Source organism: Aeromicrobium sp. PFPM2_SD2 (assembly GCF_057364525.1).
Genome location: NZ_JBNFNZ010000017.1, coordinates 1 through 15,396 on the forward strand (window position 1 = coordinate 1; position 15,396 = coordinate 15,396).

The 15,396-nt window shown below is 72.3% G+C and carries 16 protein-coding genes and 2 pseudogenes; 8 read left to right on the top strand and 10 right to left on the bottom strand.

Features of this window, described 5'->3' with window-relative positions; all coding sequences use genetic code 11:
* The first annotated feature begins 90 nt into the window (after positions 1 to 90).
* A complete protein-coding gene (locus AC2W7G_RS02285) occupies positions 91 to 1,068 on the top strand; it encodes a COX15/CtaA family protein (protein WP_485867008.1) in 978 nt (325 codons plus the stop codon).
* Positions 1,069 to 1,080: 12 nt separating this feature from the next.
* On the opposite strand, the gene AC2W7G_RS02290 is transcribed toward AC2W7G_RS02285, so the two are convergent.
* The 4 genes and pseudogenes from AC2W7G_RS02290 to AC2W7G_RS02305 form a co-directional block, all read right to left on the bottom strand.
* A complete protein-coding gene (locus AC2W7G_RS02290; RefSeq protein ID WP_485867009.1) occupies positions 1,081 to 1,443 on the bottom strand; it encodes a DUF1330 domain-containing protein in 363 nt (120 codons plus the stop codon).
* A 53-nt stretch (positions 1,444 to 1,496) separates the two neighbouring features.
* Positions 1,497 to 1,877 carry a hypothetical protein gene (locus AC2W7G_RS02295; RefSeq protein WP_485867010.1) on the bottom strand — a complete coding sequence of 127 codons (381 nt, stop codon included), beginning with the start codon at positions 1,875 to 1,877 and terminating at the stop codon, positions 1,497 to 1,499.
* A 41-nt stretch (positions 1,878 to 1,918) separates the two neighbouring features.
* The gene (locus tag AC2W7G_RS02300) at positions 1,919 to 2,140 is read right to left on the bottom strand and encodes a hypothetical protein (RefSeq protein WP_485867011.1); all 222 of its coding nucleotides are present in this window, start codon (positions 2,138 to 2,140) and stop codon (positions 1,919 to 1,921) included.
* Positions 2,141 to 2,267: 127 nt separating this feature from the next.
* Positions 2,268 to 3,215: pseudogene (locus tag AC2W7G_RS02305) on the bottom strand (heme o synthase).
* An 88-nt stretch (positions 3,216 to 3,303) separates the two neighbouring features.
* Between AC2W7G_RS02305 and tkt the strand changes: the two are divergent.
* The 7 genes from tkt to pgl all read left to right on the top strand — a co-directional run bounded on the left by tkt (position 3,304) and on the right by pgl (position 11,356).
* On the top strand, positions 3,304 to 5,514 hold the full coding sequence (gene tkt / locus AC2W7G_RS02310) for a transketolase (RefSeq protein WP_485867012.1): 2,211 nt from the start codon (positions 3,304 to 3,306) through the stop codon (positions 5,512 to 5,514).
* Positions 5,515 to 5,540: 26 nt separating this feature from the next.
* Positions 5,541 to 6,629, top strand: coding sequence for a transaldolase (tal, locus tag AC2W7G_RS02315; protein WP_485867013.1), 1,089 nt, complete (start codon positions 5,541 to 5,543; stop codon positions 6,627 to 6,629).
* Between the two features lie 3 nt (positions 6,630 to 6,632).
* Entirely contained in the window at positions 6,633 to 7,355 is a 723-nt protein-coding gene (locus AC2W7G_RS02320; protein ID WP_485867014.1) for a hypothetical protein, read from the top strand.
* A complete protein-coding gene (locus AC2W7G_RS02325) occupies positions 7,322 to 8,212 on the top strand; it encodes a hypothetical protein (protein WP_485867015.1) in 891 nt (296 codons plus the stop codon). The genes AC2W7G_RS02320 and AC2W7G_RS02325 overlap by 34 nt, the downstream gene beginning before the upstream one ends.
* The gene (gene zwf / locus AC2W7G_RS02330) at positions 8,209 to 9,735 is read left to right on the top strand and encodes a glucose-6-phosphate dehydrogenase (RefSeq protein ID WP_485867016.1); all 1,527 of its coding nucleotides are present in this window, start codon (positions 8,209 to 8,211) and stop codon (positions 9,733 to 9,735) included. Before AC2W7G_RS02325 ends, zwf begins: the two co-directional genes overlap by 4 nt.
* A 212-nt stretch (positions 9,736 to 9,947) precedes the next feature.
* Positions 9,948 to 10,658 (top strand): glucose-6-phosphate dehydrogenase assembly protein OpcA, encoded by a 711-nt coding sequence (locus AC2W7G_RS02335; protein WP_485867022.1) that lies wholly within the window; start codon positions 9,948 to 9,950, stop codon positions 10,656 to 10,658.
* On the top strand, positions 10,655 to 11,356 hold the full coding sequence (gene pgl / locus AC2W7G_RS02340) for a 6-phosphogluconolactonase (protein WP_485867017.1): 702 nt from the start codon (positions 10,655 to 10,657) through the stop codon (positions 11,354 to 11,356). The genes AC2W7G_RS02335 and pgl overlap by 4 nt, the downstream gene beginning before the upstream one ends.
* Positions 11,357 to 11,423: 67 nt before the next feature.
* Here the strand turns inward: pgl and AC2W7G_RS02345 are convergent, their stop codons facing one another.
* From AC2W7G_RS02345 to whiA, 6 genes and pseudogenes are all read right to left on the bottom strand, one after another.
* Positions 11,424 to 11,780 (bottom strand): RNA polymerase-binding protein RbpA, encoded by a 357-nt coding sequence (locus AC2W7G_RS02345; protein ID WP_485867023.1) that lies wholly within the window; start codon positions 11,778 to 11,780, stop codon positions 11,424 to 11,426.
* A complete protein-coding gene (gene secG, locus AC2W7G_RS02350) occupies positions 11,777 to 12,013 on the bottom strand; it encodes a preprotein translocase subunit SecG (RefSeq protein WP_485867018.1) in 237 nt (78 codons plus the stop codon). Before secG ends, AC2W7G_RS02345 begins: the two co-directional genes overlap by 4 nt.
* A gap of 31 nt (positions 12,014 to 12,044) precedes the next feature.
* The gene (tpiA, locus tag AC2W7G_RS02355) at positions 12,045 to 12,839 is read right to left on the bottom strand and encodes a triose-phosphate isomerase (protein ID WP_485867019.1); all 795 of its coding nucleotides are present in this window, start codon (positions 12,837 to 12,839) and stop codon (positions 12,045 to 12,047) included.
* Positions 12,836 to 14,037: pseudogene (locus AC2W7G_RS02360) on the bottom strand (phosphoglycerate kinase). Before AC2W7G_RS02360 ends, tpiA begins: the two are co-directional and overlap by 4 nt.
* Before the next feature lie 2 nt (positions 14,038 to 14,039).
* Entirely contained in the window at positions 14,040 to 15,044 is a 1,005-nt protein-coding gene (gap, locus tag AC2W7G_RS02365; protein WP_485867020.1) for a type I glyceraldehyde-3-phosphate dehydrogenase, read from the bottom strand.
* A 99-nt stretch (positions 15,045 to 15,143) separates the two neighbouring features.
* The coding region (gene whiA, locus AC2W7G_RS02370; RefSeq protein ID WP_485867021.1) for a DNA-binding protein WhiA at positions 15,144 to 15,396 on the bottom strand (253 nt) is incomplete at its 5' end.

The window sequence follows — 15,396 nt, forward strand, 5'->3', positions numbered from 1 at the left end:
GCGCGCCGAGCGCGGGCAGCCCGTCTGGTACCTCGTGCCCGACGGCGTCGTGCAGTACATCCAGAAGCACCAGCTCTACGGAGATCACTCATGACCGCCACCGACCGTGCCCTCGAGCTCGACCGGCCGCCGCCGCGCGGCCGCGACCGCCCGCACCTTCCGCTGGGAGTGACCGTGCTCGACCGTTTCCGCCGCCCCACGCAGGGCTTCGTCGTCGGCTGGGCCTGGGCCCTGCTCGTCTCGAACTGCGTCATCGTCGTCACCGGCGGGCTCGTCCGCCTGACCGGGTCGGGTCTGGGCTGCCCGACCTGGCCGCGCTGCACGGACGAGTCGTTCGTGCCCCACTCGGCCCTCGGCCTGCACGGCGTCATCGAGTTCGGCAACCGGCTGCTGACCTACGTGCTCATCGCCGTCGCCGTCGCGACCTGGTTCGCGGTGCGCCGCTGGGCCGAGGCGCCCGCTCGGGCCGCGTGGCTGACCGTGCTCATCGCGCTCGGCATCCCGGCCCAGGGCGTGGTCGGCGGCATCACGGTGCTCACCGACCTCAACCCGTGGGTCGTGTCGCTGCACTTCATGCTGTCGATGGTGCTCATCGCGCTGTCGGTGCTGCTGCTGCGGCTCGTCCGGGGCGCCGAGCCCGGCCCGGTCGCGGCGGTGCCGCTGTGGCTCGTCCGCGCGACGTTCGTGACGCTGTGGGTCGTCGTCTACCTCGGCACCATCGTGACCGGCAGCGGCCCGCACGCCGGTGACGCGGACGCCCCGCGCAACGACCTGCGCCCCGACGTGTGGAGCACGGTCCACGGCTACGCGGTCGCGGTGCTGGTCGTGCTGACCCTCGCCTGCCTGGTCGCGCTGCGCCGCGGCCCGCGCACCGCGCTGGTGGCGACCGCGTGCCTGCTCGCCGCCGAGCTCGCGCAGGGCGTCATCGGCTACGTCCAGTACGTCAACGACGTGCCGGTCGCACTGGTGACCGCGCACATGGTCGGCGCCACCGTGCTGATGGCGCTGGCGACGTGGCAGCTGGTCAGCGTCCGCGAGCGTCGCGCGGCGCCCGTGCCGGTGGCCTGAGCACCCGGACGCTCAGCGCCAGGGCGTCGTCGCCTGCAGCACCGCGTGCGACAGCGCCGCCGTCCGGTGCTCGGTGATCCGCTGGTAGTCGGGGTCGGCCACCATGCGGCAGAACGCCTCGCGGCTGGGGTACTCGACGAGCAGCACGGCGTCCCAGTCGTGCCCGTCCGGGGCCACCAGGGCGGTCGAGGTGTCGCCGGAGTAGACCACCCGCGCGCCGACCGACCGCAGGAACGGGCCGATGCCCGCGGCGTACGCGTCGTAGGAGGCGCGGCCGCCCTCGGCGAACCGCAGCAGGTTCAGCATCACCACGGGACCGCCCGGGTCCTCGGCCAGGAACCGCTTGAGGTCGGCTCCGGTGGGGTCGACGGACATGCGAGGCTCCTCGGGGTCGGCGACGGACGCCGCCACGCTAGCGGTCCCGGTGGTCAGGACGTCCGCGTGCGGCGCAGCCCGTCGACCACGAGCGCCACCACGGTGGTGCCGAGGCCGACGCCGACGAGCACCATGATCGCGCCGACCACGGCCAGGCCGGACTCGTCGTCGGGCAGCGACGTGACGCACCAGCCGAGCGTGTACCCCAGCGTCGTCGCGAGCACCGCGGTGCGACGGCCCAGCGCGAGCGTGGCCACGACGACCAGGACGACGACGCACAGCGCCGAGCCCACGACCTGCCAGGCCTCGTAGGGACCGGACGCGACGCGGGTCGCCGGGTCGACCTGGTACTCGGAGTCCCAGCCCATCCACGCCCACCAGGACGCGACGGCCAGCACGACGACGGCGAGGGCACCCACGATCTGCTTCTGCACGAGGCGAACCTACTGCCCGCGGAGGCGTCCGTGCCGCAGGCTCAGGACTCCAGCCGGTGCGTCGGCAGCTCCACCACCGTGCGCCAGGACAGCTCGGCCGGTCGACCGACCACGAGCGCGCTGTCGGCGTCGCCCAGCACCACCCGCTCGGCGTCGATCTCGAGCACCACGACCCGGCGACGCGAGCCGTCGTCCTCGCGCAGCCACAGCGGCGCGGCCAGCCAGCGCAGCCCGGCCGCCTCGAGGACCTCCTCGGCCGACACCCAGTCGGTCGGCTCCCGAGCGGCACGCCCAGCAGCGACATCGGGACCACGTCGTCGCCCGCCGGCGCCAGCCAGCCGACGACCTCGCGGTCGCCCGGACGCCGGTGCGGCGTCCAGTCGGCCGGGATCACCGCAGGAAGGGGTCGGCCGCGGCGGCGACGAACAGCAGCGCCAGGTACGCGTTCGAGAAGTGGAACAGGCGCATCGGCTTGATGACCGACAGCTCCTCGGTGTCGCGGCCGCGAGCGCAGGTCGTACGCCTCGACGAGGAACACGATGCCCAGCGAGATGGCCGCGGCCGGGTAGAACCAGCCGGTCCCGGCGACCGGCCACAGCACCAGCGACGTGACGACCGTCAGCCAGGTGTAGAGCACGATCTGCTTCGACACCGTGTCGGACGAGGCGATGACCGGCAGCATCGGGACGCCGCCGGCGCGTAGTCCTCGCGGTAGCGCATGCCCAGCGCCCAGGTGTGCGGCGGCGTCCAGAAGAACACGACCATGAACATGACGACCGGGGTCCACGCGAGCTCGCCGGTGACCGCCGACCAGCCGATGAGCGCCGGGAAGCAGCCGGCGGCGCCGCCCCAGATGACGTTCTGCCACGTGCGGCGCTTGAGCACCATCGTGTAGACGAGGACGTAGAACAGGTTGGCGGTCAGCGCGAGCGCGGCCGACAGCCAGTTCACGAGCAGGCCGAGCATGAGCGTCGACACGACGCCCAGCACGAGGCCGAAGACGAGCGCGGCGCGCGGGGTGACCTGGTGGCGCGCGAGCGGACGACGCCGGGTGCGCCGCATCTTGGCGTCCATGTCGGCGTCGTAGACGCAGTTGAGCGCGTTGGCGCTGCCCGCCGACAGGGTGCCGCCCACGAAGGTGGCCAGCACGAGGCCGAGCGACGGGACGCCCTCGGCCGCGACGAACATGACCGGGATCGTCGTCAGCAGCAGCAGCTCGATGATGCGCGGCTTGGTGAGCGCGACGTACGCGAGCAGCACCTCACGGGCGCTGGCTCGGGGGGCGTGCGACGTCGCCGCGTCGACGTCAGGAGCATCGTCGGTACGAACGTCGGTCACGCTGAGCAGTCTACGCGGCGAGCGATAGTGTGGACGACGCAGGCATGCGGGACGTCTCTCACACCCCATCACAGGAGGAATCCACACGGTGGTCACCACGGCTCTGGAGTGGAACGAGGTCGACGCGAAGGCCGTCGACACCATCAGGCTGCTGGCCGCGGACGCGGTCCAGAAGGCAGGCAACGGGCACCCGGGCACGGCGATGAGCCTCGCCCCGGCGGCCTACCTGCTCTACCAGAAGGTGATGCGGCACAGCCCCGCCGATCCCCAGTGGGCCGGCCGCGACCGGTTCGTGCTCTCGTGCGGCCACAGCAGCCTCACCCAGTACATCCAGCTCTTCCTGGCCGGCTACCCGATGACGCTGGACGACCTCAAGTCGCTGCGCCAGTGGGGCAGCCAGACGCCGGGCCACCCCGAGTACCGCCACACGCCCGGCGTCGAGGTCACCACCGGTCCGCTGGGCCAGGGCATCGCGAACGCCGTCGGCATGGCGATGGCCGCCCGCCGCGAGCGCGGCCTGTACGACCCGACGGCCGCCGCGGGCACCAGCCCGTTCGACCACGACGTCTACGTCATCGCCTCCGACGGCGACCTGCAGGAGGGCGTCTCGGCCGAGGCCTCGTCCCTGGCGGGCCACCAGCAGCTGGGCAACCTGACCGTCGTCTACGACGACAACCGCATCTCGATCGAGGACGACACCGACGTCGCCTTCAGCGAGGACGTCGCGGCCCGCTACGCGGCCTACGGCTGGCACGTCCAGACCGTCGACTGGACGCAGGGCGGCACCGGCTACTCCGAGGACGTCCACGCGCTGTGGGACGCGATCCAGGCGGCCAAGCAGGTCACCGACAAGCCGTCGTTCATCCGGTTGCGCACGATCATCGCCTGGCCGGCCCCCAACGCCCAGAACACCGGCGCCTCGCACGGCTCGGCCCTCGGCGACGACGAGATCCGCGCCACCAAGGAGCTGCTGGGCTTCGACCCGGACGAGACGTTCGCCGTCAGCGACGAGGTCCTCGTCCACACGCAGCAGGCGCGCGAGCGCGGCCAGCAGCTGCAGGCCGAGTGGAGCAAGCACCTCGACGCGTGGCGCACCGGCAACCCCGACGCCGCCGCGCTGTACGACCGTCTGGCCGAGCGCAGGCTTCCCGAGGGCTGGGAGGACGCGCTGCCGACCTACGAGGCCGACGCCAAGGGCGTCGCGAGCCGCGTCGCGTCCGGCGACGTGCTGACCGCGATCGCCCCGGTGCTGCCCGAGCTGTGGGGCGGCTCGGCCGACCTCGCCGGCTCCAACAACACCACCCCGAAGGGCGAGCCGTCCTTCCTGCCGCCGCAGCGCTCCACCGCGAAGTTCAGCGGCGACTGGTACGGCCGCGTGCTGCACTTCGGCATCCGCGAGCACGCCATGGGCTCGATCATGAACGGCATCGCGCTGCACGGGCCCACGCGTCCGTACGGCGGCACGTTCCTGGTGTTCAGCGACTACATGCGCCCGGCGGTCCGCCTCGCGGCGCTGCAGGAGCTGCCGGTCACCTACGTCTGGACCCACGACTCGATCGGCCTCGGCGAGGACGGCCCGACCCACCAGCCGGTCGAGCACCTGGCCGCGCTGCGCGCCATCCCCGGCCTGGACGTCATCCGCCCGGCCGACGCGAACGAGACGGTCGCCGCCTGGCGCACGCTGCTCGGGCTCAACGACCGTCCCGCGGCGCTCGCGCTGAGCCGGCAGAACCTGCCGACGTTCCCGCGCGGCACCGACGCCGACGGCACCGAGTGGGGCTCGGCCGACCTGACCGCGAAGGGCGCCTACGTGCTCCTCGAGGCCGAGGGCGGCACCCCCGACGTCATCCTGGTCGCGACCGGCTCGGAGGTGCAGATCGCCGTCGAGGCCCGCACCGTGCTGGCCGCCGAGGGCGTCGCCGCCCGCGTCGTCTCGATGCCGTCGCGCGAGTGGTTCGAGCAGCAGGACGAGGCGTACCGCGACAGCGTCATCCCGCCGTCGCTGCGCGCCCGGGTCAGCGTCGAGGCCGGTGTGGCCCTGGGCTGGCGCGACGTGGTCGGCGACGCCGGCCGCATCGTCAGCCTCGAGCACTACGGTGCCTCGGCCGACTACCAGACCCTCTACGAGAACTTCCACCTCACGACCGACGCCGTCGTGGCCGCCGCCAAGGACTCGATCGCCGCCGCGGCGGGCGAGCCCGTGGCCCCGTTCCACGCGCGTCCTGCCGGTCCCGTGGGCCCGGGTGACAACCCCGACGCCCCCGAGGGCCGGCAGCAGAACGCGGCCACCGGCGCCTGATCGTCCCGCACCCGAAGGAGAACAGCATGAATGCACGACTCCAGGCCCTGTCCGACGCGGGAGTGTCGATCTGGCTCGACGACCTGTCGCGCGAGCGCATCGAGACGGGCAACCTCGCCGAGCTGGTGAAGGAGCAGTCGGTCGTCGGCGTCACGACGAACCCGACGATCTTCGCCTCCGCGCTGGCCAAGGGCGAGAAGTACAACCCGCAGGTGCGCGAGCTGAAGGCCGCCGGCGCCGACGTCGACACCGCCGTCTTCGAGATCACGACGCTGGACGTGCAGCAGGCCTGCGACATCATGCGTCCGGTCTTCGACGCGACCGGCGGCGTCGACGGCCGCGTGTCGATCGAGGTCGAGCCGGGCCTGGCCCGCGACGCCGACGCGACCGTCGCCATGGCCAAGAAGCTGTGGGAGAAGGTCGACCGGCCCAACCTGCTGATCAAGATCCCCGCCACCGAGGAGGGCCTGCCGGCCATCGCGGCGACGATCGCCGCGGGCATCAGCGTCAACGTGACGCTGATCTTCTCGCTCGAGCGCTACCGCGGGGTCATGGACGCCTACCTGTACGGCCTCGAGCAGGCCGTCGCCGAGGGCCGCGACCTGTCGCAGATCCACTCGGTGGCGTCGTTCTTCGTCAGCCGCGTCGACTCCGAGATCGACAAGCGCCTGCCCGAGGACAGCCCGCTGCGCGGCAAGGCCGGCCTGGCCAACGCCCGCCTGGCCTACGAGGCCTACGAGCAGGTCTTCGGCAGCGAGCGGTTCGCCGCGCTCAAGGAGCAGGGCGCCAACGTGCAGCGTCCGCTGTGGGCCTCGACCGGCGTCAAGGACCCGGCGCTGCCCGACACGCTCTACGTCTCCGAGCTCGTCGTCCCCGGCACGGTCAACACGATGCCGGAGAAGACGCTCCAGGCGTTCGCCGACCACGGCGAGGTCGAGGGCGACCGGGTCACGGGCACCTACGACGAGTCGCGGGCGCTGTTCGCCCAGCTCGAGGAGCAGGGCGTCGCCTACGACGACGTCGTCCGCGTGCTCGAGGACGAGGGCCTGCAGAAGTTCGACGCCTCCTGGGCCGAGCTCCTGGAGACCGTCCAGGGCGAGCTCGACAAGGCCTGATCGATGGTCGCGGTCCACGTCCACGTCCCTGACCACGCCGCCCTCGACGACGTCGTCGCCCACCAGGTCGACGACGCGGTCGCGTCCCGGCTGACCGCCCAGGACCCCACGCTGTGGGGCCCGGCCGCCGTCGAGGAGGCGTCGATCCGGCTGTCCTGGGTGGCCCTGCACGAGACGTCCCGTCCGCTGGTCGACGAGGTCGCGCAGCTGCGCGCCGACCTCGCGGCCCGCGGCGTCGACCGGGTCGTCCTGTGCGGCATGGGCGGCTCGTCGCTCGCGCCCGAGGTGATCTGCCGCGCCGCCGGCGTGCCGCTCGTCGTCCTGGACTCCTCCCAGCCCGACATGGTGCGCGACGCGCTCGAGACCGACCTGGAGCGCACCGTCGTGGTCGTCTCCAGCAAGTCCGGCGGCACCGTCGAGACCGACAGCCAGCGCCGCGCCTACGAGCAGGCCTTCCGTGACGCGGGCATCGACCCGGCCGAGCGCATCGTCGTCGTCACCGACCCCGGCTCGCCGCTGGAGCAGGTGGCGCAGGAGTCGGGCTACCGGCACTTCGCCGCCGACCCGCACGTGGGCGGCCGCTACTCCGCGCTCACCGCGTTCGGCCTCGTGCCGAGCGGCCTGGCCGGCGCCCCGATCGGCACGCTGCTCGACCAGGCGGCGCCGTCGCCACCGAGCTCGCCGCCGACGGCGTGGCGAACCCCGCGCTCGTCCTGGGCGGGCTGATCGGGCTGGCCAACCGTGCCGGCGCCGACAAGCTCGTCCTGGCCGACCGCACCGGCCACGGCCTGGGCGACTGGATCGAGCAGCTCGTCGCCGAGTCCACCGGCAAGGACGGCAAGGGCGTGCTGCCCGTCGTCGTGCCCGGTGAGGACGCCCCCGGCTTCTCCCCCAGCACGGCCGACAGCGTCCTGGTCACGATCGGCGCCGACCGGGCGCCGACCGCCGAGTCGGGCTTCGCCGCCGCGGTCGAGGGCGACCTCGGGGCGCTCATGCTGCTGTGGGAGCACGCCACCGCCCACGCCGGGCGGCTCATCGGCATCAACCCGTTCGACCAACCGGACGTCGAGAGCGCCAAGCAGGCCGCTCGCGACCTGCTCGGCGGCGGCGGGGAGCAGTCCGAGCCGGACGCCACCGACGCCGGCATCGACCTGTACGGCACCGACGCGAGCACGCTCGCCGAGGCGCTGGCCACGCTGCTCGGCTCGATCGACCGCGAGCACGGCTACCTGGCCGTGCAGGTCTACCTGGACCGTCAGGCCCACGCCGACTTCGCGGTCGTCCGCGAGACGCTGGCCGCCCGACTCGGGCGTCCGGTGACGTTCGGCTGGGGCCCGCGGTTCCTGCACTCCACCGGCCAGTACCACAAGGGCGGCCCGTCGACCGGCGTGTACCTGCAGGTCACCGGCGAGCCGCTGCGCGACCTCGACGTGCCCGGACGCGACTTCAGCTTCGGCTCGTTCATCGGCTCCCAGGCCGCGGGCGACGCGAAGGTCCTGCGCGAGAAGGGACGCCCGGTGCTGAGCCTGCACCTGCACGACGTCGACGCGGGCCTGGCCCGCCTCCGGGAGGCGCTCGGATGAGCTACACCAACCCGCTGCGCGACCCGAACGACCGACGGCTCCCGCGCATCGCGGGCCCGTGCGGGCTCGTGATCTTCGGCGTCACCGGCGACCTGGCCCAGCGCAAGCTGATCCCGGCCATCTACGACCTGGCCAACCGCGGCCTGCTGCCGCCGAGCTTCTCGCTCATCGGCTTCGCCCGGCACGACTTCGAGATCGAGGAGTTCGCCGAGCGCACCAAGGCGGCCGCCAAGGCCGGCGCGCGCACCCAGTGGCGCGAGTCGGTCTGGGAGCAGCTCGCGGCCGGCCTGCGCTTCGTCCCCGGCACCTTCGACGACGACGCGGCGTGGCTCAACCTCGCGTCCACGATGAAGGAGCTGGACCAGCAGCAGGGCACCGGCGGCAACCACGCCTTCTACCTGTCCATCCCGCCGGCGTTCTTCGACGTCGTGGTCAGCAAGCTCAAGCAGCACGGGCTCGCCGACCCCGACGACGACGGCTCGTGGCGTCGCGTGGTCGTGGAGAAGCCGTTCGGCCACGACCTGAAGTCCGCGCAGAAGCTCAACACCGCCGTCGCCGAGGTCTTCCCGCGCGAGAGCGTCTTCCGGATCGACCACTACCTGGGCAAGGAGACGGTCCAGAACATCCTGGCCTTCCGCTTCGCCAACGGGATGTTCGAGCCGATCTGGAACAACCACTACGTCGACCACGTGCAGATCACGATGGCCGAGGACATCGGCATCGGCACCCGCGCCGGCTACTACGACGGCATCGGCGCGGCCCGCGACGTCATCCAGAACCACCTGCTGCAGCTCATGGCGCTCATCGCGATGGAGGAGCCGGTCTCCTTCGACGCGTCCAGCCTGCGCATCGAGAAGCAGAAGATCCTGGCCAACGCCCGTCCGCCGCAGCGGCTCGACCTGCACACCGCCCGAGCGCAGTACGTCGAGGGCTGGGCCGGCGGCGTCGAGGTCGGTGGCTACCTGGACGAGGAGGGCATCCCGCCGGACTCGCTCACCGAGACGTACGCCGCGATCCGGGTCGACATCGGCACCCGCCGCTGGGCCGGCGTGCCGTTCTACCTGCGGGCCGGCAAGCGGCTGGGCCGGCGCGTCACCGAGGTGGCCGTGGTGTTCAAGCAGGCGCCGCACCTGCCGTTCAGCAAGCTCGAGGTCGAGGAGCTGGGCCAGAACGCCCTGGTCATGCGCATCCAGCCCGACGAGGGCGTCACGCTGCGCTTCGGGGCCAAGGTGCCCGGCACGACCATGGAGATCCGCGACGTCAACATGGACTTCGCGTACGGCGGCACGTTCGTGCAGTCCAGCCCCGAGGCGTACGAGCGGCTCATCCTGGACGTGCTGCTCGGCGACCCGCCGCTGTTCCCCCAGCACGAGGAGGTCGAGCTGTCCTGGCGCATCCTCGACCCGGTCATCGAGCACTGGGCGCGGCAGAAGCGGATCGACACCTACCCGGCCGGCACGTGGGGCCCCGAGTCCGCCGACAAGATGCTCGCCCGCGACGGTCGTCGCTGGCGGCGTCCGTGAGACGAGAGTGACGCACTGATGCAGATCGAGCTCAAGGACACCAACGCCTCGGAGATCGCCCGGGCGATGGTCAAGGCGCGGGTCGCCTCCGGCAGCCCGGCGATGGACATGGTGCTGACCTTCGTGGTCATCACGACGAGGACGGCGTCGCGGACGCCCTGCGCGACGCCACCGACCTGGCGCGCGAGCACCCGGCGCGCGTCATCGGCGTCATCCGCGGCAGCGGGCGGGGCACGGCCACGCTCGACGCCAAGGTGCGGGTGGGTCAGGAGACGTCCGGCGAGTCGGTGCTGCTGCGCATGTCCGGCCGGCTGGTCAAGCACGCCGAGTCGGTCGTGCTGCCGCTGCTGCTGCCCGACTCCCCCGTCGTCGTCTGGTGGCCCGGCGAGGCGCCGGCCGACCCGGCCGAGGACCCCATCGGCCGGCTCGCGCAGCGCCGCCTCACCGACTCCGAGGCGAGCAGCAAGCCGGTGCACGCGCTGCGCGCCGTCGCCCGGCGCTACGAGCCGGGCGACACCGACCTGGCCTGGACCCGCCTGACGCCGATGCGCGGCCTGCTCGCCGCGGCGCTGGACCAGACGCGGGCCAAGGTGCGCTCGGCCGAGATCGTCGCGGGGCCGGGCAACCCGGCCGCCGTCCTGCTCGCCGCGTGGCTCGAGGACCGGCTCAACATCGACGTCTCGCTCGGCGAGGGCCCCTACCCGCACGTCAGCCTCGTGCGGCTCGTCACCGACGACGGCGACGTGCGCATCACCCGCGAGGACGACACCACCACCTTCTCGGTGCCCGGGGCGTCCGAGCGGCGGGTTCCCCTGGTGACCCGCACCGTCCCTGAGCTGCTCGCCGAGGACCTGCGCCGCCTGGACGCCGACGACGTCTACGAGTCCACCGTCAAGCACATGCTGGAGAAGGGCACCCGATGACCCACGACGTCCACGACGGTCCCGAGGCGCTCGTCGACGCGCTCAACGCGGCCCTCGCCCAGGTGGTGCGCGACGCCCAGGCCGAGGGACGCCGTCCCACGGTCGTCCTGACCGGCGGCACCATCGCCGCGAAGGCGTTCGCGCGCATGGACCCGGACGCCGCCGACTGGAGCGACGTCGACTGGTACTGGGGCGACGAGCGGTTCGTGGCGGCCGGCTCGGAGGACCGCAACGACCAGCAGGCCCGCGACGGCTTCCTGGACCGCTTCGGCGTCCCGGACGTGCGGGTCCACGCCTTCCCGTCGACCGACGCCGGCCTCACCGCCGCCGAGGCCGCCGAGGCGTACGCCGCGGTGCTGCCCACGGACCCGTTCGACGTCGTGCTGCTCGGCGTCGGGCCCGACGGGCACGTGGCGTCGCTGTTCCCCGGCTTCGCCCAGCTGCACGAGACCGTCCGCCCCGTCGTGGACGTCGAGGACTCCCCCAAGCCGCCGCCGAACCGGCTCACGCTGACCTTCCCGGTGCTCAACCACGCCCGCCGCGTGTGGTTCGTCGTGAGCGGCGAGGGCAAGGCCGAGGCCGTGGCCCGCGCCGCCGCCGGCGAGCCCGTCACCGAGGTCCCGGCCACCGGCGTGCGCGGCCTGGACGAGACCCGCTGGTTCCTCGACACCGAGGCGGCCTCGCAGCTGCCCGGCTGACCCACCGACGACGAAGGGCCCGGCTCCCCCACGGGGTGCCGGGCCCTTCGCCGTCCGCGTCAGCGGATCAGAAGATGACCTCGCCGGACTTGCGGCGGCTGCGCAGCAGCGCGAGCGCCTCGTCGAGGATCTCGACGGCCTCGGTCTCGGAGCGACGCTCCTTCACGTAGGCCAGGTGCGTCTTGTACGGCTCGATCTTCGGCGCGTCCGGACGGTTCTGGGCGTCCACGCTGGCCGGCAGGCCGCAGCGCGGGCAGTCCCACTCCTCCGGCGCCTCCGCCTCGATGGCGAACTGCAGCACCGTGCGGTGGTCGTTGTGGCAGAAGTACGTCACGGCCTTGCGGGGCGCGGCCTCGCCGCGCTCCGCCTCGCCCATGGGGCCCGAGCCGATGCGGCTGCCCCGGATCGCTCCGGCGGCCATCAGTTGCTCACCTTCAGCAGCAGGCCGAGCGCGACGATGCACACCGACCAGATCACGGCGAAGCCGACGGTGATGCGGTCGAGGTTGCGCTCGGCGACGGACGACCCGCCCAACGAGCTGGAGACGCCACCACCGAACATGTCCGACAAGCCGCCACCGCGACCCTTGTGCATGAGGACGAGCACGATCATCAGCAAGCTGCTGATGGCGAGCGCGACCGAGAAGAAGATGACCACTTCGGACCTTTCTGGGTGTCCTGGAGGACGTTCAGCCGACGGACGGCAGGGCGTAGAACCGGGCGATCCCGGCGAACTCCTCGGCCTCGAGGCTCGCGCCGCCGACCAGGACCCCGTCCACGTCGGGCTGGGCCATGATCGACGCGACGTTCGCCGCCTTGACCGATCCGCCGTACAGGATACGCAACGACGCCGCCGCCTCGGGAGAGCAGGTCTCCGCGACACGCGCACGGATCGCCGCGCACACCTCCTGGGCGTCCTCGGGGGTCGCCACCTCGCCGGTGCCGATGGCCCAGACCGGCTCGTAGGCCACCACGAGCTCGGCGACCTCCTCGGGCGAGAAGCCGGCCAGCGAGCCGTCGACCTGGGCGAGCGTGTGGGCCACGTGCTCGCCCGCCTGACGGACCTCGAGGCCCTCGCCGACGCACACGATCGGCGTCATGCCGGCGGTGACTGCCTTGCGCGCCTTGGTCGCGACGACCTCGTCGGTCTCGGCGTGGTGCTGGCGACGCTCGGAGTGCCCGACGACGACGTAGGAGCAGCCGAGCTTGGCCAGCATGGCCGCGGACACCTCGCCGGTGTACGCGCCGCCGTCGTGCTCGGAGACGTCCTGGGCGCCGTAGCGGATCTTGAGCCGGTCGCCGTCCACGAGCGTCTGGACGCTGCGCAGGTCGGTGAACGGCGGGATCACGACGACCTCGGCCCGGTCGGAGTCGTGCTTCTTGTCCTGCAGCGTCCATGCGAGCTTCTGGACGAGCACCACCGCTTCCTGGTGGTTGAGGTTGCTCTTCCAGTTGCCCGCCATCAGCGGGGTGCGGGTGCTCATGCGTCGCCCTCCAGGACGTCCAGGCCGGGGAGGGTCTTGCCCTCCAGGTACTCCAGGCTCGCGCCGCCACCGGTGGAGATGTGGCCGAACTGCTCGTCGCGGAAGCCGAGCTGGCGCACCGCGGCGGCGGAGTCACCGCCGCCGACGACCGACAGGCCGTCGACCTCGGTCAGCGCCTGCGCGACCGTGCGCGTGCCCTCGGCGAACGACGACATCTCGAACACGCCCATGGGGCCGTTCCAGAAGACGGTGCGGGCCCCGCGGATGCGCTCGGCGAACGCGGCGGCGGACTCCGGACCGATGTCCAGGCCCATCTGGTCGGCCGGGATCGCGTCCGCCGCGACCGTGGTGGCGCCGGCGTCCTCGAACTTCGGCGCGACGACGACGTCGGTCGGCAGCAGCAGCTCGACGCCCCGCTCGGCCGCGCGCTCGACGTACGAGCGGGCGGTGTCGAGCTGGTCGGCCTCGAGCAGCGACGTGCCCACCTCGTGGCCCTGGGCCTTGAGGAAGGTGAACAGCATGCCGCCGCCGATGAGCAGCGCGTCGGCCTTGTCGAGCAGGTTGTCGATGACGCCGAGCTTGTCAGAGACCTTCGAGCCGCCGAGCACGACCACGTAGGGACGCTCGGGGCTCTCGGTGAGCCGCTTCAGCACCTCGACCTCGGCCTGCACGAGACCGCCGACGGCCGCCGGCAGACGGGTGGCGACGTCGTAGACGCTGGCCTGCTTGCGGTGCACGACACCGAAGCCGTCGGAGACGAAGACGTCGGCCAGGGCGGCCAGCTCGTCGGCGAACGCGCCGCGCACGGCGTCGTCCTTGCTCGTCTCGCCCGGGTTGAACCGGACGTTCTCGAGCACCGCGACGTCACCGTCGGCCAGGGCCGCGCTGACGCGCTGCGCCTCGGCGCCGACCGTGTCGTTCGCGAAGAGCACCGGACGGCCGAGCAGCTCGGCGAGCCGCTCGGCGACGGGCGCCAGCGAGTACGTCGGGTTCGGGGTGCCGTCGGGCCGCCCAGGTGCGCCGTCACGAGGACGCGCGCACCGGCCTCGGCCAGGCGCCGGATCGTCGGGACGCTCGCGCGGACGCGGCCGTCGTCGGTGATCGTCGTGCCGTCCAGCGGCACGTTCAGGTCGCTGCGGACGAGGACGCGCTTGCCGCGCAGGTCCCCGTCCGCCAGCAGGTCGTCGAGGGTCCGCACGGTCAGAGCGAGGCGCCGACGTGCTTGACCAGGTCCACGAGGCGGTTGGAGTAGCCCCACTCGTTGTCGTACCAGCCGACGACCTTGACCTGGTTGCCGATGACCTTGGTCAGGCCCGAGTCGAAGGTGCACGACGACGGGTCCGTGACGATGTCCGACGACACGATCGGGTCCTCGGTGTAGGTCAGGAAGCCCTTGAGCGGGCCCTCGGCGGCCGCCTTCATGATCGCGTTGACCTCCTCGACGGTGGTCTCGCGCGAGGCCTCGAAGCTCAGGTCGGTGGCCGAGCCGGTCGGCACCGGGACGCGCAGCGCGTAGCCGTCGAGCTTGCCCTTGAGCTCGGGCAGCACCAGGCTCACGGCCTTGGCGGCGCCGGTCGAGGTCGGGACGATGTTGAGGGCGGCGGCGCGGGCGCGACGCAGGTCCTTGTGCGGCGCGTCCTGCAGGTTCTGGTCCTGCGTGTACGCGTGGATCGTCGTCATCAGGCCCTTCTCGATGCCGAGCGCGTCGTTGAGCGCCTTGGCCATCGGGGCGAGGCAGTTCGTCGTGCACGAGGCGTTCGAGATGACCGTGTGCTGGTCGCCGTCGTACAGGTCGTGGTTGACGCCCATGACGATGGTGATGTCCTCGTTCGACGCGGGCGCCGAGATGATGACCTTCTTGGCGCCACCGTCGACGTGCGCCTTCGCCTTGGTGGCGTCGGTGAAGAAGCCGGTCGACTCCACGACGACGTCCACGCCGACCGAGGCCCAGTCGAGCTTGGCCGGGTCGCGCTCCTCGAAGGCGGCGATCTTCTGGTCGCCGACGTAGATGGCCGACTCGTCGAACGTGACGTCGGCGTCGAGGCGACCCAGGATCGAGTCGTACTTCAGCAGCGTCGCCAGCGTCTTGTTGTCCGTGAGGTCGTTGACGGCGACGACCTGGATGTCCTCGCCGGACGCGCGAACCGCGCGGAAGAAGTTGCGGCCGATGCGGCCAAATCCGTTGATGCCCACGCGTACGGTCACGAGGTTCGCTCCTGGTCTCGATGATGGGTAGGTCCGAGGACCAGCCTATCGATCCCGCCGAGCGTCCGTCGGGTGACCCGGGTTACGCGCGGGTACGTCTCAGTCGGCGTCGAGGACGTCCTCGGACAGGCCCGCCTCGGTGTCGGGGACGCCGAGCTCCTCGGCCCGCTTGTCGGCCATCGCGAGCAGGCGCCGGATGCGTCCGGCGATGGCGTCCTTGGTGAGCACCGGGTCGTGCAGCCGGCCCAGCTCCTCCAGGCTCGCCTGGCGGTGCTCGACCCGCAGCTGGCCGGCCATGCGCAGGTGGTCGGGCACCTCGTCGCCGAGGATCTCCAGCGCGCGCTGGGCCGCC

Bases quoted from the DNA above. Each gene is read 5' to 3' on its own strand.
- pgl (WP_485867017.1), top strand. From the start codon at position 10,655: ATGACCCACGACGTCCACGACGGTCCCGAGGCGCTCGTCGACGCGCTC.
- AC2W7G_RS02290 (WP_485867009.1), bottom strand. From the start codon at position 1,443: ATGTCCGTCGACCCCACCGGAGCCGACCTCAAGCGGTTCCTGGCCGAG.
- tal (WP_485867013.1), top strand. From the start codon at position 5,541: ATGAATGCACGACTCCAGGCCCTGTCCGACGCGGGAGTGTCGATCTGG.
- AC2W7G_RS02285 (WP_485867008.1), top strand. From the start codon at position 91: ATGACCGCCACCGACCGTGCCCTCGAGCTCGACCGGCCGCCGCCGCGC.
- tpiA (WP_485867019.1), bottom strand. From the start codon at position 12,839: ATGAGCACCCGCACCCCGCTGATGGCGGGCAACTGGAAGAGCAACCTC.
- zwf (WP_485867016.1), top strand. From the start codon at position 8,209: ATGAGCTACACCAACCCGCTGCGCGACCCGAACGACCGACGGCTCCCG.
- AC2W7G_RS02320 (WP_485867014.1), top strand. From the start codon at position 6,633: ATGGTCGCGGTCCACGTCCACGTCCCTGACCACGCCGCCCTCGACGAC.